This is a genomic window from Bacillus bruguierae (genome assembly GCF_037104725.1).
Taxonomy (GTDB): Bacteria; Bacillota; Bacilli; order Bacillales; family Bacillaceae_G; genus Bacillus_A; species Bacillus_A bruguierae.
This window is the reverse complement of sequence record NZ_JBAWSX010000002.1, coordinates 441664-463326: the sequence shown is the minus strand read 5'-3', so window position 1 is coordinate 463326 and position 21663 is coordinate 441664. Positions and strand designations below refer to the sequence as shown.

Sequence of the window (21663 nt, the reverse complement as noted above, 5' to 3'; positions counted from 1 at the left end):
ATATAACATTTCTATATTGTAAACAAAAAAAGGGGGAAAGTCCCCCCCTTTTTTTTAATTTTTCTTTAAAAGAGATGCTCCCGCAATTCCAGGGTGCGTCATTTCATACGGATCTAAAATCAAATCTAATTCTTCTTCTGATAATACACCGGTTTTCAGGCAAAGCTCTCTGACAGATTGGCCAGTTGCAATTGCTTCTTTTGCAACGCGAGCTGCTGCTTCGTATCCGATATGTGGATTCACAGCTGTAATAATACCAACGCTTTGCTCAACATACTCTTTTAAGTGCTCTTCATTTGCTTCAATCCCTTTTAAGCAATTATCTGTAAAGGCACGGAAGCCGTTATTCATAATACTGATGGATTGAAGTAAGTTAAATACAAGCACCGGTTCCATTACATTTAGCTCTAATTGGCCTGCTTCTGAAGCAAGACAAATTGTATGGTCGTTCCCAATTACTTGGAACGCAATTTGGTTAATCACTTCTGGCATTACAGGATTTACTTTCCCTGGCATAATAGAAGAACCAGGTTGACGAGCTGGAAGCATAATTTCACCTAACCCAACACGTGGGCCAGATGCCATTAAGCGTAAGTCATTTGCAATTTTTGACATATTCATCATACATACTTTCAGTGCAGCTGATACTTCTGTATATGCATCTGTATTTTGCGTTGCATCTACTAAATCCTCTGCTCCAACAAGAGGCAACTTACTAATAGCCGCCAAATGTTTTACTACAGCCTCAATGTACTGCGGATCTGCATTTAATCCTGTACCAACAGCTGTTGCTCCCATATTCACTTCATATAAGTGTTGACGAGATTTCTCGATGCGTTTTATATCACGTCCAAGCACGCGAGCGTATGCTTTAAACTCTTGTCCAAGACGAATTGGTACAGCATCTTGTAAATGCGTACGTCCCATTTTAATAATATGATCGAATTGTTCTGCTTTTAATTCAAAGATATCACGCATATATCCCATCGTTTGTAATAATTCTTCTAACAAGTTTAACGTCGCAATATGAATTGCAGTCGGGAATGCATCATTTGTTGATTGTGCCATATTCACATGGCTATTTGGACTAATGTAATGATAGTCCCCTTTTTCCATTTCTAATAATTCAAGAGCACGATTGGCAATAACTTCATTTGCATTCATATTCATAGAAGTTCCAGCTCCGCCTTGAATCGGATCAACGATAAAATGCTCGTGCCATTTCCCTTCAAGAATCTCTTGTGCTGCTTCCGCAATTGCTGTACCTTTTTTTAGTTCTAATCGTCCAACATCTGTATTTGCAAGCGCCGCCGCTTTTTTTACAATCGCAAATGCTTTAATTAATCCTTCATGAATCTTATAACCTGTAATCGGAAAGTTTTCGACCGCACGCATTGTTTGAACACCATAATATGCATGCATTGGTACTTCTTTCTCACCTAAAAAATCTTTTTCAATTCGCACATCTTTTGTAGCTTCAGTTATTGCTGCCATATCTGTTCACTCCTCAACTTATTTTTCTCCACATTCATATGTAACCATTCTCCTACCTCAAATTTTATAAGAAATAAAAAATGAAGCGAGAGATATACTATTTGTGATAAATCAATTCGTTTCACGAATAATCAGCGAGAGATAAAAAATCTCTCACTGATTAAGCTTTCAATTTATGCTGCTTTTGTTTGATTTACAGTTTCTACATACTGTTTTGCTTTCGCTTGATCAAATTCGCCTTCCCATTTTGACATGACAATCGCTGCTAATGCGTTCCCTAATACATTGACAGACGAGCGAATCATATCTAAAATGCGGTCAATACCAGCAATTAAAGCAATTCCTTCTAATGGAAGTCCCATCGAACCTAGTGTTGCCAATACGACAACAAAGGAAGCACCAGGAACACCAGCCATTCCTTTAGACGTTAACATTAAAACAAATAACAATGTAACTTGTTCTGTTAGTGACATGTGTATACCGTACATTTGCGCCACAAATAGCGATGCTAACGCTTGATAAATAGCTGATCCAGTTAAATTAAATGTGTAACCAGTAGGTATTACGAAAGAAGCTACGGCCTTCGGACAACCGAACTCTTCCATTTTTCTCATAATATTTGGTAAAACGGCTTCTGAACTTGCTGTTGTAAAAGACAAAATCAATTCTTCTTTTAAAACTTTCATTAAGGTGAAAATATTTACTCCCACCATTTTTGCATTTATACCTAGTACAACAATAACAAATAACACAACTGTTACATAAACTGCGACCACTAATTTTCCTAATGGAAGCAGTGTAGCCACTCCAAATTTTGCAACCGTAACAGCAATTAGTGCAAATACACCAACCGGAGCAAATTTCATGACTTGATTTGTCACCCAAAACATTGCTTCTAAGACACCTTCAAAGAAATGAAAGACTGGCTTTCCTTTTTCTCCGATTGCAGCAACCCCTAAACCAAATAACACTGAGAAGAAAATAATTGGTAATAAGTCTCCTTGTGCAATTGATTCAAATACGTTTTTTGGTACAATATGAACAATTGTTTCTGCAAAACCTTTTTTCTGCGTTGCATCAGCTGTTGCTTTGTATGCTGAAATATCACCTTGCTGTAAATGGCTCATATCAACGCCCGTTCCTGGGTGGAACACGTTTGCTGCTATTAATCCCATTAAAATAGCAATCGTCGTAATAATTTCAAAATAAAGGATTGTCTTTCCACCTAATTTACCAAGCTTCTTCATATCGCCCACACCAGCTACCGCTACAATAAGTGCAGAAATAACAATTGGAACAACAATCATTTTAATTAAATGAATAAAAATATCTCCAAGCGGTGTAATATAGGAAATAGCTGTTTTATTCCCATAAAAGATTGCCCCTACTACAATCCCTAAAATGAGCGCTACAAAAATTTGTGTAGCTAATCCGAATTTTTTCATGTATTTTCATCCCCTCCATGCGAACGCTTTCAATTTGTATGTATAAAAGCTTACCCACATGATATAGGTGAACCTACAAAATCAGACAAAAAACTACAAGTTTGTCACAAAACTTTCGAATTTCCCCCTTAAAATGTTCATTGTTCTTCTTCTTTAGTATACAATCGAAACATAGAATTGTTAAAACATCAGATTATTTTGTATAATCCAAAAAGTAAACCTATTAAACAGCGAAACGAAAAGGAGGAGATATTATGAAAAGATATACAATGACTTTCATTATAAACCTTTCTTTTCCGTTTCATTTTCTCGTAAAGGAGCAAAGGCATTCGCCTTCGCTCTTTTTTTAACGCCATTTTTAAAAGGAGGAGTAATGATGAAATTGTATCAGCGGGTCTTAATCAAACTAAGCGGCGGCGCTCTAGCCGATCATGATGGAAACAGTTTTAGTTCCAATCATTTAGAGCACATCGCAACTGAAATTTTATCTATTATCGATTTGGGAATTGAAGTTTCTATTGTCGTGGGTGGAGGTAACATTTTTAAAGGGAATTTAGCTGAGGACTGGGGAATTGACCGGGTAGAGGCAGACAATATAGGTACATTAGGCACAATTATTAATAGCTTAATGTTACGCGGTGTACTAAAAAGTAAAACAGATAAAGAAGTTCGCGTCATGACATCTATTCCTATTACTACTGTTGCTGAACCCTACATTCATTTACGAGCTATGCATCATTTAGATAAAGGATACATTGTTATTTTTGGGGGCGGCAATGGCCAACCTTTTGTTACAACAGATTATCCAAGTGTACAACGGGCAATCGAAATGAATAGCGACGCAATTTTAGTTGCAAAACAAGGTGTAGATGGTGTCTTCACAAGTGACCCCAAGCGAAATAAATCAGCAAAAATGTATCACCATTTAAACTATAACGACGTCGTCAAAAACAATATAAAAGTGATGGACCAATCAGCTTTACTACTTGCTCGTGACTATCATTTACCCGTCCATATCTTTAACTTTGATGAACAAGGAGTTATGAAAAAAATATGCTTAGGAGAACATATCGGCACTTTAATCAGCCATCAGTTAACAAAACTTGAGGATGAAAACTAGCATTTTTCAAAACAAAATCCAACTGTAATTATGAACATACAATAAGATGCAGTGATACACCGCACCTTATACTTTCTATAATAAATCGCTGCTTTGTAGAATACAACATAACCGCTACTTACTTTCTCCTTTTGTTTTAAACCCTTGCATGTGTAGCAGAAAAAATCCCTAACCGCTTCCATGCATGACCAAATGCTCTCGTCCCCCTAAAAAAGGGGGTTTTTATGTCGTTTTTAAACTTATATATACAATCACAAATTGGTGAATACAACTACTGGTTCTTCTATATGATTATTGTTTACAACTACATCCGCACAATCCTTTGGTGCATGCTCTTCTATGTACATATGACAAGCCGCATGATATCGCTGTAAAAACATTTCGCCTGCCTTCTCTTCACTTCCAAAAGCTTGCGCTTCCCTTTTGGAACCACGTTCTCTAGCAATCTTGAAGTCTGTTTCTATAAATACTTTATAGTCAAATAAATGTTTCAATTCTTCCTTAAATAAAAAGGTTCCATCTACTATAAATATAGTATCTTCTGAGGCTAGTACAGATTCTGAATGAATATACATATCGGTCTCTAAATCATGTGATTGTATCTCATAACGCATCGTACCATTAGGTCCTAATGGTTTTAATAATCGTTCAGAAATAGCTTTATAATCATGAGCATCTTCATAATACCCCTTTGCTGATTCCTTCCCCTGTGAATATCGAATTGCTCTTGGATTATGGAAATGATCGATACTCGTTCGAATTACTGTTCTTCCTTGGTTTTGAATTTCTTTCGCCAATTCATTTGCAAATGTTGTTTTCCCAGAAGCTGTAATACCACTAACACCCACTCTTACAGGATGATTTAATTTAAGTGCACATATATGCTCGGCAATTTTACGAATAACAGTTTGACGTTTCACCCAAATCCCTCCTCACGAAATCCACCCACATGCTTCCTTGTTTTCCTGGAAAATAATTCTTCCTTGCCATTTTAGTGTATCACCCCAAATATATGTTGTAAAAATATGTTTTCGTTTCTCGAGGAATCATTATAAAGTGAAGCTTCCATCAGTGGGGTTTTTCTTCATCCCCCACTGATGGTTAGCCCACCCAATCGGGCTCTTATGGGCAGTTATCTCCCACCTATCTTCTTAAGAAAAGCGGAAGTGGCTCGTTCAGAATGTAAGGGGGATGGAGCTTCTGACGTAGAGTTTTTTTTCCTCGTAGGAAGAAGCGAAGCCACTGAACATTCTAGCCACTGGAGCTGGACAATGTTTTCTCAGAATCTTGAGGTGGGAGTCTTACTGCCCTAAAGTAGCGGGATAAATAAGAAAAAATGCAGCATCACGCCGCATTTTCCCTCATTCATATTTTTGCGCCTATAAATAATAATTAAATATTCCTACTATCTTTTCTTTACACTTATCTAAAAAGGATAAATTGTTTAAAAATGATATCGTCATTTCTTTTGAATCTTGAATATCTTGCGCTAATGCCTGATTGATTTGTTGCAGAATCGGACCATCCTTTATATAGAAATCCATCTCATCATTGATATGAAAGCTACGTGAAGTAAAATTTGTTGTCCCTATAACGATTGTTTCATTATCAAATACCATAGCTTTTCCATGAAACATCCCCTTTTTATATCCATATACAGAAATATCATTCTCGATAGCTTGCCGAATATAAGGATATGCAGCCTCTTTTATAAAAGGAACATCCGGCTTGAAAGACCATAGTATTTTAATGGAAACACCACGCTGCCTTGCTTGAATTAAAGCATTCATAAGTTTTTCATCTTTTGGTATAAAATACGGGGTGGCAATAACAATAGATTGTTTTGCCTGCTTTATTAATTCAATATACTTTTGGATTACATCATGACCATTATAACTAGACATTGTATGTAACGTTTTCCCTGGGACACTCTGTTTAGAAGTACTTGTTATTACTTCAGAAGCATCTCGTTTCCAGTCTATTGCAAACTGTTCTTCTAAATCTTTCACCCCTTCTCCCGTTATTCGTATATGATAATCTCGCCAGTATCCAAATTTCTTTTCTTTTCCTAAATACTCATCTCCTATGTTAAAACCACCACTGTACCCTATTTTCCCATCAATTGTTGTGATTCGGCGGTGATTCCGATGATGTAGCGAATAAAAAAAGAATGGAAATTCAGGTTTTCTACTATATGTAAAATGAACACCGCTTGCTTGTAATTCATTTTTAAATTTTCTTTCGAAAGACAAATCATTAATCAAATCGATTGACAAGTATACTTGTACTCCTTCTTTTGCCTTTTCTTGCAACAACTTCAAAAAAGTATGGCCGCTTTTATCATCTGAAATGATAAAGAAATAGGTGAAAATTGAATGTTTCGCCTCTTTTATATCAGAAAATAGCTGCTGATACAAAGGTTGCCCATCAGCATATAATTGAAAATCACTATAGTGAGGTCCATATTCTTTCGTTTGATTTTTGTTCGCTTCTATTTTCCTTCCCAGTGTAACATCAACATGCATCCAAACAAGCAGAAGAACTAATATAGCAATGATAATAGAAATAATCCGAAGTATTTTTTTCACCGTTTCGTTTTCCTTCCGTACAAAATAATTGTCTCTACATAGTATTTCAACAGAAGTTGCTTTTAATGCTCGTTAAATGCTTCAAATATTGTTTTTCTTTTAGACGGAGACAAATATATTGTACAAGGAACTCATAATGAGATTTTATATAAAAGCATATCAATATTACAAAAGATACTTTAATTCGCCCATGCACAAAAAGGATACAGCATTCAGCTGTACCCTTTTTCCATCTTTATTAAATAAAATTCCTAGCATCGTTATTACGGCCAAATTTATAAATAGCAATTAAGAAGAAGGAAATTGCAAAGGCGAATAATATTAAAATGTTTAAATATAAATCTGCGAACTGCGTTCCTTGCTGTAATTTCGTGATTGTATCTAATAACCAACGCTGCGGAAGAAATTCAGCTATTTTTTGGACTGATGTTGGCATAATTTCAAATGGAAAGAAGCATCCTGCAAGCAAACATGTAGGTGTAATAATGATGTTTTGCATTGCGTTTGCAGAAGGTGAATTTTTCGCAAAAGATACAATTGCTAACGATAAACCTATTGCGATTAAGCCAAATATCATCAATACTCCAATCATAACAAGCAAAGGCATATTGGGATCAATATGAAATACATTCGTCATACATAATACTGTTACAACAATTTGTACGATTAAAATAAGCATATTAACAGCAACATTAGATAATATATATTTCCTTCCATCTATCGGTGTTGATAATAATCTGAAATACGTTCTATTCTCTTTTTCTTTCAAAATTACTTCTGAAAAGTTCACCGCTGAAAATAGCATAAACATTATGAGATAACCAACTGTTTGATTCGTCATATCTTTATTTTTCGAAGTATCCTTAAGTGTATGAGCTGTTAACTTGAACGAATTTTTTTGATAGCTTGCATACATCTTGTCAAACTTATTTTGATCACCTTGTGCTACTTTACTTATTGCCGTTATATTATCAATATAATTATACAAATAAGATTTTATAAAACCTGTGATTTGTACACCTTTAATGGAGGAGATTTCAATGTGACTCGGCTTGCCATCTCGAGTACTTTGCGAAAAGCCTGAATCTAACGTAATGACTGCATCAAGTTTTTTCGAGGCAAGGTTCTCTTCTATTTCTGATGATTTAATTTTGCTTACTTTTACATGGTCTAATCCTTCTATAAATTTCACAGTATCACTTGCTATATAATGATTTTCATTATTTACAACCCCAATACGTAATGTCCCCTGCCCTGCATTTCCATACATCAAAAATGAAATTAACGCTCCTGCTATGGGCAATCCAATAATAAAAAGTAACCCTTTTTTATTTTTCAAAAGTACAGATAATGTTTTTTGTATGAGCCATAAAATATCTTTCATATTATAGCCCCTCCCGTCTACGTAATACGATAATCGCAAGCAATAAAAACAATGCTGAAATTCCAAGGTTTAAAGAAATTACCGGAAATGCTGCTCCTAAATTATTCGCATAAATAATTTTCATAATCGCTGTATTTGCCCATGTTAATGGCGACATATTTGTCAGCACATTTTCTTCGACTACAAAATATGCCCCTCCAAAAATAGAAGCTAATTGTACAACGACCATAATCATTGCTTTAGCTGCCTCACCTGTTTTCGTAATATAGCCTATCCCTAATCCAAAGCTAATCGCAAGCAATACTTCTGTCAGTAAAATCAGAAAAACTACCCCAAGATGATCACCCCAATTTGCCTTATAGACAAACTTACTAAAGAAAATAACAAGAAGTAAACAAAGTCCGTTTGTTACAAGACTACCAAATATTTTTCCTAAGAAAATCTCCGCTTTGCTAACCGGCGCAGCAATTAAACGATCTCCCGTTCTTCGTAATCGCTCTCCGCGAATGAGATGACTTGCTCCCATCGCTCCGTACAAGGCAATCATTGTCGTCATCACAACCGCATAATAATCCATAGAACTTGGTTTTTTAGCAGCTTGTAAAGATGTCTCTTTTATATAATCATCATGATTTCCACTTGAAATAACTGTACTAACTTTCTCAGGATCTACTTTCGCAACTTCTACTACTACGTTGTACTTATCGACAAATGTAGTAAGCATCCCCTCAACAATACTTCCTTCAATACTATTTCGATCACTCTCATATAACTTCACACCATCTTGATTCATTTCTACATAGCCAGCATATTTATTTTGTTTCACTTCTTCCTTTCCATCTACATCGGTTGAAACTTTTTTAAAGTGAATTCCCGATTTACTTGTTTCTTTTATAAATGCTTCAAATGATTGTGAGAACTTACTATCCGCTTCATCTTTATATAATACCTGTATATTTTTAATAGAAAGACTGTCACTATTAAATGCATTTGTTAAAGCTGTTCCCAAGATTAGCATAAGCACAACTGGGAATGCTAACATAAAAACTAATGTTCTTATATCTCGAAAATCCCTTTTAATTTGTGTGATAGCAATATTGAAGATATTCAAACGATGAACCTCCTTTTTCGATTTACTATTAATCTTGTTAGTCTCGTAATTTTCTTCCCGTCAATGTCAGAAACACTGTTTCTAAGTTTGGTGCCTGTTCTTCTAATGATCGTATTTCTATATCATGACTAATAAAATATTGAATGATTTTATTTAAATTGTTCACTCCTGTATCGGAATTCACTTTAATTACGTTCTCTTCTATTTGAACAGCCTTAACCCCGCTAATTTCTTTAAGTTGGTTCACATTCATATTTTCAAGCGATTTTACTTCAATCCAAATATCTTTCGTATCAGTAATGATCGCCTTTAACTGTTCTTTCGTTCCTTCTGCAATAATCTTTCCGTGATCAACAATCGCAATTTTTGTACAGATTTCCTCCACTTCTTCCATATAGTGACTTGTATAAATGATTGTGCTCCCCATTTCATTTAACTTTCGAACAGACTGGAGAATGTAGTTCCTTGACTGCGGATCAATCCCTACTGTCGGTTCATCCATAATAATTAACTTCGGACGATGCGCAATAGCACAAGCAATGTTAAGTCTTCGTTTCATTCCACCGGAAAAGTTCTTTGGATAGCTTTTATGTTTATCACTAAGCCCTACAAATTGAAGGGCTTCTTCTACTCTCGCTTTTAATTCCGCTCCTCGTAAGCCATATAATCCTGCAAAAAACTTTACATTTTCATAGGCTGTTAATTCCTCGTAAATTGCTAAATCTTGCGGGACAATACCGATGTTCATTTTTGCAAAACGGTTATGCTTCTTTATATTTTTTCCTAGTATACAAATCTCACCTTCGTTACTTCGTAACAATCCAGCAATCATATTAATTGTTGTACTTTTACCAGCACCATTTGAACCTAAAAAACCAAATATTTCTCCTTGTTTAATAGCTAAAGACATATTATCTACTGCGATGAAATCCCCAAATTTTTTCGTTAAGTTTTTTATTTCTAATGCGTTCATCATTTCACCCCTGTTTTCGTTTCTATGTTGTTATTATAAGCAAAAAAAATGAACCTGCTCAGTGCAGAAGTTCATTCTTTTCACATGAGAATATTCACTTTTTTCATATGAGATTATTCATCTCACTTATTCTTTATCCCGCATTAACGGGCAGTAGGCCCCCTCAATATTGGTGGGGGATAACTACCCGTAAAAGCCCGATTGGTGAGGGCTTTCCATCAGTGGGAGATGAAAAAACTCCCCACTGATGGAAGTTTCACTTTATTGTATCGGCAGTAGCATTGTTACAGAAAAACCATTGGTTCCATCTACAATAATCTTGCCATTAACGGACGCGGTTCTCTCCTCCATCCCAATAATACCAAGGCCTTTTTTAACAAGAACTCCACCCTTCCCATTATCCTTCACCTGCACCTTAACCATCTTGTTAAGCACATGAATATCGATTGAAATAACCGTCGCATCCGCATATTTCATCGCATTCGTTAATGCCTCTGTAACATTTTCACCGATAATTTTCCACTGGATAGGAGAAATTGTATCCAAATTTCCTTTATACACAAATGGGATTTTTATATTATGCTTGCTCGCAAATTCATCTATGAATAATTTCATACGATGAATCCCCATTTGCTCAGTTGGTGGTTTCATATTTTTAAGAGTAATCCTAATACTTTCAATACCATCTTTAGAAATATGAATCGCATTTTGTAATAACTCCGCAGCTTTGTCCCTATCTATTTCCATTAACCTCTTTGCTGCTTCCATTTGAATAAGCGCACCTGTCATGGAATGACCAATTTTATCATGAATTTCTTGTGATAATCGATTTCTCTCTTCTAATTTAAATGTGTATTCAGATTGTCTTATGTATTCTTTATTTTCGTTTAAGCTCTTTGTGAGTCGTTGCATATCCTTTCGCATCCTATCATTTTGCATTTCAAACTTTAATAAACGCGCTGTATAAAGAGACGCCATTGTGAAAATAAGAAAACAAAATGTAGCAGTTAATCCATATGTCATTCGGACACTTTCATCAGCAAAAACAATAGGAAGAATCATAATTAAAAAAGGCTGCCATTTCTCTTTCACGTAATAAGATACTAGTTCATATAAGTTCAGTGGTAAAAACAAAATGAATAACGGATGAATCTGTCCTGTAAACAAAATTGTAATGCCAGTTGAAATCCCGATTAATATTTTTTTATAAACATCTTGTTTTAAAATAGAAATTGTCACGTTCACACAAAGATATGAAAGCAAAGCAAATATAACCCACGGTAAGTTTGTAGCATTTGAGTAAATATAACTGAACACAATATATAGGAAGACAATTAATTTACTCATGATTAACCAAGATTCCATATAATTAGTCTACTTTCCCTGTTAAATAGTAAATCGCGATTTGCGTACGATGCTCAAGGCCCGTTTTCCCTAGAATAGACGTAATATAATTTGCAATTGTTCCTTCTGATATGAAGAGCTGCTTTGAAATTTCTTTATTAGAGAAACCCTTTGCAATTAATGCAATAATACTAAGTTCCCTCTCTGTGAAAAGAGTCTTATCTATTTTTGACTCCTCTTCTTTGTTTTCCAGCAAGTTAGACTTAATTTTATCAAGCACTACGTCTTGCATAACAGTTTGCCCGTTATATACTCCTTTTATCGCATCACGAATACGCTCTGGGTCGTTATTTTTCAATAAATAACCTTTCGCTCCATTTTTCACTGCATCTAAAATGTATTCGTCATCATCAAATGTCGTTAAAATAAGCGGCTTTGTTTTTGTTTGTTCACAAATTAATTTCGTTGCTTCCACACCGTTCATATTTGGCATCCGAACATCTAAAAGCGCAATATCCACTTCATGTTTTTTACAATATGCTAAAGCTTCTTGTCCATCATTTACCGTTTCTAACACTTCAAATTCTTCATATGTACTTAAAATAATCTTCATGCCTTCTCTAATAAAAGAGTTATCATCAGCTATTAATATTTTTATTTTCATGTTTGTTAGTATGGAAATTCTCCTACTAACATTCACATCCTTTCTCCATGTAACATTTCCCTATTGCTCATTATATACTTCTCTATACCATTTTTTCACACTTTTTTTGATATAGCCCCTTCTCTGAAAATATATTATTCTTTTTTTATATCATGTGTAGGGGGACTTCTCATTTCTTACGTCTATATAATAGAATGTGTCAAAAAGGAGGGAGAGAACCATTGAGGAAAAACAATTAATTGAAAAAGCACAACAAGGAAGTGAACATGCTTTTCGCATCCTTATAGAAACATATCGCCATTATATTTTTCAAGTTATTTTTGCTATTTTAAGACATCAAGAAGATGCCCAAGATGTCACACAAGAAGTGTTCGTAAAGATCCACACTTTTCTACCTAATTATCAATTCCGCGGATTCAAAACGTGGATTACGCGGATTGCTACAAATCATGCCATTGATTATAAGAGAAAGAAAGCAAGGGAAAATGAAGAACTCTCCTTATCCAAAAAAACTCAGGAAGATATAAAATCCTCCCATAATATTGAGGCATTGTTATTGACGAAAGAGCAAAAATTGTTGATTGCTCAAAAACTAAGAGAACTTCCAAAGAATTATCGTGATGTTGTTCTCGCACATTACTTAGAAGAAAGAAGTTATCAAGAAATTGCTGCTCAACAAAATGCTGAAGTCAAAACGGTGGAAATGAAACTTTACAGAGCAAGAAAATGGATTAAAAAACATTGGAAGGAGGAAGATTTTTTATGACGCATTTTTCAAAAGAAGTTTGGTGCAATTATATTTTAGACCTTCTATCAAACAGTGAACGCGAATCTATGGAACAACATCTTTATGAATGTGATCATTGTTTAGCACTTTATATGGAAATCATTGATGAACAAAATGAAAACCTTCCAATGATAAATGATTCTTCATTTACAAATGAAGTTATGGAGCAAATCAACTTTGAAGCCTTAGAGTCTGAAGAAAAAATGAGTAAGAAGCAACCAAGACAAATAAAAAGTACGCTCATTCACTACATAATTGCAACTGCAGCTACGTTAATTTTTATGGCAAGCGGTTTATTCCATTATATTTTCACAGTAACTTCTAGTTTTGAACAATCTTCTAAACAAAGTGGGGTTTCGATTTCAAAACAAATCTTAAACAAAACTATACACACATCAAAAACGAACGGAGGTTCAAAACATGAATAAAAATCCTTTTTTAGCGCTTGTTTTAGGGCTAATTCCTGGGCTTGGACATTTATATTTAAAGCGCATTGGACGTTTTATTATATATAGTGGTTGTTCATTATTACTATTCACTGCTGCGGTAGGGTTTATTATTAACTTCGGGTATAGCGATATAATTTTCCTTATCGTATTTTTATTAGCACTTGTATGGGGAATAAATCTGCTAGACTTAATTATTTCTATAGTGAATCAGTCATGGAAAAAAGAGAAAGACCAAACGCAAGAATCAGCACGTGAAAGTGAACGATTTTATATCATTCTCTTATCCATCATACCTGGACTTGGGCATTTTCAATTAGGACTTATGCAGCGCGGACTTACATTTTTAGTTGCTTGCACAGGACTAGGTAGCATGATTATATTCGTTACACTATTAACAAATCAAGAAAGCTTTCTTATCTTTCTTGCTACTTTACCTGTTCTTTGGATTTATAATTTCTTCGATGTCGTCCAACAACTACAGAAAAAAGAACGCGGTGATATAATAGTCGATCGTACTATTTTCGAAGAATTTGAAGAGCATCGAGAACAAGGAAAGAAAAGCAAAACATTTGCTTCTATTTTAGCTATGTTCCCTGGAGCAGGCCATATGTACTTAGGCTTACAGCGCCGCGGTCTTCAGCTAATGGCAGCTTTTTTACTTGCTATTTATTTGCTCGACTTATTAAGATTATCAGCCTTCTTATTTTTAGTACCTATTATTTGGTTTTATAGCTTTTTTGATACATTACAGCAAACTGCAAAATACGGAAAAGAAGACTTACAAGACACACCCATTATTGATTATTTTATTAATCATCAAAAATGGCTCGGCATCGGACTTATCGGGTTAGGAGTCTACTATTTATTAGATCAAACACTCCTTCCTATTTTAAACGATTATTTCGCTACTATATTTAACATTCATATTAGCGAATTGTATTATCGCTATTTCCAAACATCTATCGTTGCCCTCCTTTTAATTGGTGGTGGCTTTAAATTATTACTAGGAAATAAAGAAGAAAAAGGTGGTGCGAAAGAATGAGAACATGGCGTGTAGGAACGATATCTATGGGGATTTCAACTATTACATTAGGTTGTTTCTTATTATTTTCAACTATAAAAGGTATACAAGTATTCGATAACATTACAGCATGGTGGCCTATTCTTTTCATTGTACTCGGCATCGAAATTTTACTATATGTTATATTCTCTAAAAAAGAGCAACCTATCATTAAATATGATATTTTTAGTATTTTCTTTATCGGTGTCTTAGGGACAATTGGTATTGCCTTCTATTTCTTATTATCCACTGGATTACTAGAAGAGATTCGTTATTCTATTAACACAACTGAACAAACAAAGAACATCCCAGAAGTGCAGTATGACATAGCTGACTCTATTAAAAAAATTGTAGTTAATACAAGTAATGCCCCTCTTACAATAGAAGGAAGCAACAGCAATAAAGTACATTTATTAGGAACATATGAAATGACTATGAAAGAAAATGAAAAAGACAAACTCAAGCAGGACGACTTCATTGCGATTCAAACAGTCGGCGAAACGATGTATGTGACATTAAAACCATTGCCCGTTCACCATAAATTCTTCGCTTCACAATCACGAATGACAGCAACACTTGTCCTCCCGCAAAATAAAAACGTGGAAATTCGTGGTTCTGAAAGAGAACTCTCTCTTTACCCAGGTCAATTACAAAACAATTGGTCTGTACAAGAAAGTTCAAACATATCTGTTCATCTTGTAAAAGATAGTGATATGACACTATCAGCTGTAACCACTCAAAAGGATTCTCATGGGAGTACACCTTGGGAACATGTAGAAAAACTAACGAAAACAGAAAATAATACTTCAGAAGAGAATCCCGATTCAAATCAGCAAGAACAATGGTATAAAAACACCATAAAAACTGGAAATGGTGCACACCAGCTAAACATTCAAAAAACTTATAATATAGACATAAGTGTTCTTGAAAAATAAGAAGCTAAAAAACCCTTCCACATTCATCATGTGGAAGGATTTTTCTATATAATTGCTTTAATTCCTTCCAAAACTAACCCAATCATAAAGCCACAAACAGCACCATTTACACGAATCCACTGCAAATCTTTTCCTACATTATTTTCAATCATTTCAATTAGTGTTTGATCATCTAGCTTATCCAAATTTTCTTGTACAAGCTTTCCAATTTTAGAATGATTGTTTTCGACAAAGGTTACAATTTGCTTTTGCAACCATTCTTCCAGTCTTTGAATCGTTGCTGGATCTTCTTTTACTTTATTTATTTGCGCCCTTAAAAATGAAAGAAGATATTTATTTGTAAACTCTTCTTTTTTCACAAAAGCAACTACTCTTTCTTGTGCCTGACTCAATATTTCTGCTATTTTTTCATTCACTTTCCAATTGGTAATCAAACTTTCTTTCCAATTCTCCAATTCCTGTAGTACCGCTTCATTTTCCTTAACTTGAATAAGTTCTTGGCGAATCTTCATTAATATAAGTTGTCTTGTGCTATTATCAGGATTTTGTAAACTACCAATATTACTAATCACAAACTTCTGCAAAATATTCCCGATTTTTTCTTCATCTACCATATTCATAAAAGATTTAAGCGTAAACTGTAAAAATCCCTCTACTTTTATATTTTCCATCGCTTTCATGCCTAAACTTCCGAGCTGATAACGCGCTTCATCTTGAAGTGTCCACTCTTTTGCTTTAACTAACATATAATCAAATGTTTTTTCATCGTATTCTTCTGCAACTAATTGATCAATAAGGACTTGCAGTATATTTCCTGTATGAATCGTATGCAAATACGTTTTTAATTCTTTTTCAATTACAGTAGCTAATTTTTCAGTATTAATTTGAAGAATCGCTTTTTCAGCGATTGTAACAATGCCTTTTCTCACGTTATCCGATTGCAACTCTCTTTCTGCAACCTGCAATACGATTTGTGCTAACTCCATCTCTTTTACTTTATTTGTTATACTTTCTTTCGTCAGCCAATCATTTTCCAGTGTAGAAACAATTCCTTTCGTAATTCGTTTCCGGTTTTTTGGTAGTAGTGCTGTATGCGGAATTGGGATTCCCATCGGATGACGAAACAGCGCCGTAACTGCAAACCAATCGGCAAGTCCGCCTACTAAACCAGCTTCAAAGCCGCCTTGTATAATCCCACCTGCTATCGTTCCTTGAAACGGAATTGTTGCGGCAAACCCAACTCCCATTATTCCAAGTGAAATTCCAGCTAAATATTTTGACTGTAGTGACATTGTATTTCCACATCCTCTTATTATGTATAAGTAAACCCTTCAATTTGTAAATTCATTGAATGATTTAGACCTTTATGTATAGAATCTCAATTTTCTTTAACACAAGCATATATATACTATAATAAACCACGTTAAAAATAACAAAGAAATTCAGAACAAAAACGAGAGGCTTATATGCCTCTCTCATTTTACAATTTTATAATATTGTTAAAAATTCAGCAATTGGCCCCAGTACAAGTACTGGTAAAAATGTTAAAGCACCTATTATAAATATCGTACCAAGTAAGATTCCTCCAAACAAACGACTGTCGGTTTGGAACGTGCCAATCGTTTCAGGTACAATTTTTTTCTTTTTGAGTCCAACTGCAACAGCAAGCATCGTAATGATACTAAAATAACGACCAATATACATAACAAGACCTGTTGAAATATTCCAAAATGGGGTATTATCATTTAATCCTTCAAATCCAGATCCATTATTTACAGCAGACGATGTATATTCGTATATAACTTGTGTTAAACCGTGAAAGCCAGGATTCGAAATTGCATCTGTTCCGAAATGTGTTGAAAAGGCAATTGCTGCAGCGCCAAGAATAAGTAATGGCTGAGATACAATCGTAATGGCGATTAATTTCAGTTCTTTCCCTTCTAATTTTTTGTTAAGAAACTCCGGCGTACGTCCTACCATTAATCCTGCCAAAAATACTGCAATCATTGCATACATGATTACGTTCATGAATCCGACTCCAATCCCGCCATATACAGTTCCTAGAAGCATATTTACGAGCGGGACCATTCCTCCAATTGGTGTTAACGTATCATGTGTTGTATTCACGCCCCCTGTCCCCGAAGCACTTGTAACAGTTGCATATAAAGCGGAAAATATAACGCCAAGACGCATTTCTTTCCCTTCCATATTTCCTTGTGAGTGATCTACACCAATTTGATTTAACAGCGGATTTCCTTTCAATTCAGATATGGCAAGTGCCGAAAATCCAACGATAAACAAAATGAGCATTGATACAAAAAACATTCTTCCTTGTTTACGATTTCCAACCATTCGTCCGTATACAAACGGAAATGCCATTGGAATTAACATTTGCAGCATCATTTGAAGCACATTACTAATCATATTTGGGTTTTCAAAAGGATGTGCTGAAACTGTTCCAAAAAAACCACCGCCATTATCTCCAAGTTCTTTAATAGCTAGCAACGACGCTACTGGTCCACGAGGAATTACCTGCTCCGTTCCTTCTAACGTTTTTGCGATAATTGTAGAATCTAACGTCTGCGGTGTTCCTAGTGCTAGAAAAATTAACGAAGCTACAAATGAAATTGGTAACAATACCCTTACAATAGATTGAACAAAATCAACAAAGAAATTCCTTACTTTTTTACCTGCTAGCACACGAATAAACGTAATCCCAATCGCCATTGAAGTTGCAGGTGCTGCAAACATCATAAACGTTACCCCAGCCATTTGAGAGAAATAAGATAAATTACTTTCGCCCCCATAATGTTGTAGATTCGCATTTGTCATAAACGTGATGGCTGTATGAAACGCTAACGTCGGCTCCATTCCTGGAAAATGATTTGGATTTAACGGTAACATCCCCTGTAATCGAAATATAGAATACACAACAAGTATAAAAAATAGATTCGTTATGATTAAACAAAACAAATAGCGCTTCCAACTTTGACTATAACCCTTAATGCCCGCGATTTTAAACAAAATTTTTTCTATCGGACCAAATACCTTTTGAAATGGTCCATTTTGTTGAAAAACATTGTATATGTAATCTCCCATTGGTTTTGCGACAACTACAAATAAACAAATTGTAATTAGACTTGTAAGCCAGCTCACTCTTTTCCTCTCCTCTGTTATCTCTATATTTTTCTCCATTAAACATAGAAATAAGCCGTAATGTAATTTTTTACCACAAGAAGAATAAAAGAAAACACTAGGCTGCACCTAGTGTTTTTTACACACAAGTCCCCCCTCTCAAAACGCTGACGAGGTTAGCTGTCGGATTCGGACCTTGAGAGTAGCCCTACCTAAAAAGGATTCACCCCGAGTGACAAAGCACAAAATTGGTTCCCCCGCTCCTATATGGATTAAGCGATATTCGGCTGTAAAATTTTCCATTTGTCTGTTAATATACTCTTCTAAACTCTTATTGTAAAGAGAGAAAATAAAAAAAGAAAACCTCCCTTACTGAAAGTTTTCCTTCTACATATCAATAACAATAAAACGCTACTACAAAAATAAGTGCGATATACAAACAAAGCGGACTATATAACCACGTATCATACATCGAAAATTTTGTCTCTTTTACTTTCTTAAAAAAACCAACATAATTCATATCACCAACTGCACGTAAAAAGAAAATTCCACCTAAAGCCATACATCCCCATTTTGTATAACGACTCGGATTCCAGAAAGACAAGTATCCACTTTGTGCTAATAGCATCATAGCAAAACAAAGAATGGCAAGTGCCACTAAAAAAGTCCCTATTTTCCGCGGAACAAAAGCATATTCTCCGCTGTCTTTTTTCATCGGAAGCACAACCTTGCTCCCCCAAGATCCACCACATCCCCAGTACATATGAATGAGACTGATGAACACAAGTATGCTTGCACCTAAAATAATTAAAAAGGCTGCCATTGTATATCCCTCCTACTCGCACATATGAAAAATCATATTTTCTCTTTCATAGTTTCGCTTACTTTTAGTAACTTTCTTTCATAAATCTCAATATAATTAAAATCGAGTGTTCTTTATCAAATTTACTTAGCATGCTTTTTTCGTCATGCTGAAGGTGTCGTCCCCTCAACATAACAAAATTAATTATTCTCCAAACAATAGAAATGAATCTCATTGCTATAAAAGAGATAGAATCTTCATTCTAGAAACATCATAAATTCTTTCCCTAATTGGTCTATGAAATGAATGAAACTTTCAAATTGGAAATTCCCCAAGGTAATTCACTTGAGAAAATTTTTATTCCTTTAAAAATAAGGAGCTTTAATTGTAATATAATTCTATAAATGGATTTTATCAACTGAAAAAGAGGGGATAGACATGATTAAATATGATGAAAAAAGATATGAAACCTATATGCAGTTACCTCATGCTGATGAAGTAAAAAAATATTTAGAACTACAAAGTGTATTAAAAATTGTAAGTGAAAATCCAAACATTTCACAAATTCTAGATATTGGTACCGCTACCGGAAGATATCCGATTTTATTTGCAAAAAAGAAATATGAGGTTACTGGAATAGATATTTCCGATGACGCTCTAACAATCGCGTCTAACAATGTTATGAAAGAAAGAGTTTCTGATAAAGTCAATTTATTTAAAATGGATGCAACAGAACTTGATTTCCCTGAAAATTCATTCGACTTAATCACATGTATGATGGGTACTATTTGTCATATGAACCAAGAGCAATATGAACATTTTCTAAAAAAAGTTAAATATATTTTAAAACCAAGAGGTTTTGTGATTATTTCTTCTTGGGATCCAGATTGTTCTTTCACTGAATTTTTATCTTTTTATAACGAACAAGAAAAAGTTAAATTAAAGAATAATAGTATGTCTGCTATCGAGTTTAAAAAATTAATGGATTCAATATTTCCGTATGCTAAAATTCAAAATATCATTCCCTTTTCAGACGAACAAATGGCTTCTTTTCAGCCAGATAATGAATTTGAGGCATTTTTAGGGATTCAAGAGTATATTTATAGTAGAATTACCAATAAAATGGGGCAAATGTATCTTGCTATTGGATATAAATAAATGAAAAGATGGTATGCATATGAATAAGAACTTTTTAAAAGGAGCGTTAGCTTTATCATTAGCTGCTGCTATTTGGGGTGGTATGTATGTAGTAAGTAAAATTATTTTAGGATATATTCAGCCTTGGTTATTATTAGAGATGCGTTTTATTATTAGTTTATTTGTTTTAGGATTTATAACTTGGTGGAAAGGATTATGGAAAATCCAGCGACAAGATGTTTTTAAAATGGCTATGATTGGTCTAGTTGGATATACTGGTTCTATTGGAATGCAGTTTGTTGGGACAGATCTATCTAGTGCTGCTATGGGATCTTTAATTACAGCTGCTTCTCCAGCACTTATCTCTATCTTTGCTTTCTATATTTTAAAAGAAAGATTACATATAAATAAAATAACAGCACTGATTCTAGCAACAATTGGGGTACTTTGTGTTATCGGTTTTCCATCAACCAATAATCAAACTGAAAGTATGTATCTTGGAAATATTATACTCTTCGGTGCTGCTATTACTTGGGCCATTTATACAGTACTAAGTAAAGTCCAAACTCAAAAATATTCTTCTCTTACAGTTACTACTTGGTCTAATTTGTTTGGTGTAATTTTTACTATTCCCATTGTAATTTGGGAACAAGAAGTTACGCCTACTGATTTACCAGAAGATGTATGGATTTGGTTAGGAGTATTGTACTTAGGAATTATATCAACTGCAGTAGCATTTTATTTTTGGAACAAGGGCTTTGAATATTTAGATGCTAGTACTGGTTCTCTCTTCTTTTTCCTTCAACCTGTAGTTGGTAGCTTGTTAGGCTTTTTATTACTTGATGAAAGTTTAGGCATTACTTTCCTTTTAGGAGCCTGTTTAATTGGAATAGGCGTCTACTTATCTTCTAAAGAGAAAAAAATACTACTTTCTAAAAATAAAGGTGTTAGCAACAAATAACGTTTTACCTTATATTGACTATATCACATCATATTTTTTGAAACTGTAAAAAGGAGTTGACCAATAAAGGTCAACTCCTTTTTATCATCCACTAAAAGCTCCTTCTATATCTTTTTTAACTTTTATCTTGAAAAGAAAAACAATGCTATTCTTTATCAAAAAAATCACACATAAAATTTTGGTTATCATTATTCAAGAATGTGGAACTCAATGTATTTAATAGACTTATTAGTCTGAAAAGTCTGTCACAGAATGTTCAGATATTAACTCTTGT

General features: G+C 34.4%; 19 protein-coding genes, 1 pseudogene and 1 riboswitch. Of the genes and pseudogenes, 8 read left to right on the top strand and 12 right to left on the bottom strand.

From position 1 onward, the window contains the following. Positions 1-54 precede the first annotated feature (54 nt). Together aspA and WAZ07_RS06495 are read right to left on the bottom strand one after the other, a co-directional pair. Positions 55-1494, bottom strand: a complete 1440-nt coding sequence (gene aspA, locus WAZ07_RS06500) for an aspartate ammonia-lyase (protein ID WP_090912193.1) — start codon at positions 1492-1494, stop codon at positions 55-57. A gap of 173 nt (positions 1495-1667) precedes the next feature. Next, the gene (locus tag WAZ07_RS06495) at positions 1668-2939 is read right to left on the bottom strand and encodes a cation:dicarboxylate symporter family transporter (RefSeq protein ID WP_090912195.1); all 1272 of its coding nucleotides are present in this window, start codon (positions 2937-2939) and stop codon (positions 1668-1670) included. 376 nt (positions 2940-3315) lie between these two features. On the opposite strand from WAZ07_RS06495, the gene pyrH reads away from it, so the two are divergent. Further along, the gene (gene pyrH, locus WAZ07_RS06490; protein WP_090912197.1) at positions 3316-4059 is read left to right on the top strand and encodes a UMP kinase; all 744 of its coding nucleotides are present in this window, start codon (positions 3316-3318) and stop codon (positions 4057-4059) included. A 251-nt stretch (positions 4060-4310) separates the two neighbouring features. Here the strand turns inward: pyrH and WAZ07_RS06485 are convergent, their stop codons facing one another. Continuing rightward, positions 4311-4979, bottom strand: coding sequence for a nucleoside/nucleotide kinase family protein (locus tag WAZ07_RS06485; RefSeq protein ID WP_336471772.1), 669 nt, complete (start codon positions 4977-4979; stop codon positions 4311-4313). Positions 4980-5438: 459 nt separating this feature from the next. Then, entirely contained in the window at positions 5439-6584 is a 1146-nt protein-coding gene (locus WAZ07_RS06480) for a phospholipase D-like domain-containing protein (protein ID WP_336471825.1), read from the bottom strand. 153 nt (positions 6585-6737) lie between these two features. Between WAZ07_RS06480 and WAZ07_RS26175 the strand changes: the two are divergent. Next, positions 6738-6830, top strand: a pseudogene (locus tag WAZ07_RS26175) (esterase/lipase family protein); the annotation flags it as partial. 55 nt (positions 6831-6885) lie between these two features. On the opposite strand, the gene WAZ07_RS06475 reads toward WAZ07_RS26175, so the two are convergent. The 5 genes from WAZ07_RS06475 to WAZ07_RS06455 form a co-directional block, all read right to left on the bottom strand. Further along, positions 6886-8031, bottom strand: a complete 1146-nt coding sequence (locus WAZ07_RS06475) for an ABC transporter permease (RefSeq protein ID WP_336471771.1) — start codon at positions 8029-8031, stop codon at positions 6886-6888. Between the two features lies 1 nt (position 8032). Then, positions 8033-9142, bottom strand: coding sequence for an ABC transporter permease (locus tag WAZ07_RS06470; protein WP_336471770.1), 1110 nt, complete (start codon positions 9140-9142; stop codon positions 8033-8035). A 37-nt stretch (positions 9143-9179) separates the two neighbouring features. Continuing rightward, entirely contained in the window at positions 9180-10115 is a 936-nt protein-coding gene (locus WAZ07_RS06465) for an ABC transporter ATP-binding protein (RefSeq protein WP_336471824.1), read from the bottom strand. A gap of 261 nt (positions 10116-10376) precedes the next feature. Continuing rightward, on the bottom strand, positions 10377-11480 hold the full coding sequence (locus WAZ07_RS06460; RefSeq protein ID WP_336471769.1) for a sensor histidine kinase: 1104 nt from the start codon (positions 11478-11480) through the stop codon (positions 10377-10379). Between the two features lie 4 nt (positions 11481-11484). Then, on the bottom strand, positions 11485-12123 hold the full coding sequence (locus WAZ07_RS06455; protein ID WP_090912212.1) for a response regulator transcription factor: 639 nt from the start codon (positions 12121-12123) through the stop codon (positions 11485-11487). Between the two features lie 196 nt (positions 12124-12319). Between WAZ07_RS06455 and WAZ07_RS06450 the strand changes: the two genes are divergently transcribed. From WAZ07_RS06450 to WAZ07_RS06435, 4 genes are read left to right on the top strand one after another with little or no spacing between them, the layout of a single operon-like run. Continuing rightward, positions 12320-12889, top strand: a complete 570-nt coding sequence (locus WAZ07_RS06450) for an RNA polymerase sigma factor (protein ID WP_336471768.1) — start codon at positions 12320-12322, stop codon at positions 12887-12889. Then, positions 12886-13338 (top strand): hypothetical protein, encoded by a 453-nt coding sequence (locus tag WAZ07_RS06445; RefSeq protein WP_336471767.1) that lies wholly within the window; start codon positions 12886-12888, stop codon positions 13336-13338. The genes WAZ07_RS06450 and WAZ07_RS06445 overlap by 4 nt, the downstream gene beginning before the upstream one ends. Next, positions 13331-14401, top strand: a complete 1071-nt coding sequence (locus WAZ07_RS06440; RefSeq protein WP_336471766.1) for a hypothetical protein — start codon at positions 13331-13333, stop codon at positions 14399-14401. Before WAZ07_RS06445 ends, WAZ07_RS06440 begins: the two co-directional genes overlap by 8 nt. Next, a complete protein-coding gene (locus WAZ07_RS06435) occupies positions 14398-15354 on the top strand; it encodes a LiaF transmembrane domain-containing protein (RefSeq protein WP_336471765.1) in 957 nt (318 codons plus the stop codon). Before WAZ07_RS06440 ends, WAZ07_RS06435 begins: the two co-directional genes overlap by 4 nt. A gap of 44 nt (positions 15355-15398) precedes the next feature. On the opposite strand, the gene WAZ07_RS06430 is transcribed toward WAZ07_RS06435, so the two are convergent. The 3 genes from WAZ07_RS06430 to WAZ07_RS06420 form a co-directional block, all read right to left on the bottom strand. After that, entirely contained in the window at positions 15399-16646 is a 1248-nt protein-coding gene (locus WAZ07_RS06430) for a DUF445 domain-containing protein (RefSeq protein ID WP_336471764.1), read from the bottom strand. A 196-nt stretch (positions 16647-16842) separates the two neighbouring features. Further along, positions 16843-18510, bottom strand: coding sequence for a potassium-transporting ATPase subunit KdpA (kdpA, locus tag WAZ07_RS06425; RefSeq protein WP_336471763.1), 1668 nt, complete (start codon positions 18508-18510; stop codon positions 16843-16845). A 128-nt stretch (positions 18511-18638) separates the two neighbouring features. Beyond that, positions 18639-18778: riboswitch (cyclic di-AMP (ydaO/yuaA leader) on the bottom strand. Between the two features lie 105 nt (positions 18779-18883). Beyond that, positions 18884-19312, bottom strand: coding sequence for a DUF3995 domain-containing protein (locus tag WAZ07_RS06420; protein ID WP_336471762.1), 429 nt, complete (start codon positions 19310-19312; stop codon positions 18884-18886). Positions 19313-19729: 417 nt separating this feature from the next. Here WAZ07_RS06420 and WAZ07_RS06415 point away from each other — a divergent pair, with 417 nt between their 5' ends. Continuing rightward, positions 19730-20449 carry a class I SAM-dependent methyltransferase gene (locus tag WAZ07_RS06415; protein ID WP_090912228.1) on the top strand — a complete coding sequence of 240 codons (720 nt, stop codon included), beginning with the start codon at positions 19730-19732 and terminating at the stop codon, positions 20447-20449. A gap of 19 nt (positions 20450-20468) precedes the next feature. Continuing rightward, on the top strand, positions 20469-21389 hold the full coding sequence (locus WAZ07_RS06410) for a DMT family transporter (RefSeq protein ID WP_336471761.1): 921 nt from the start codon (positions 20469-20471) through the stop codon (positions 21387-21389). Positions 21390-21663: the final 274 nt, after the last annotated feature.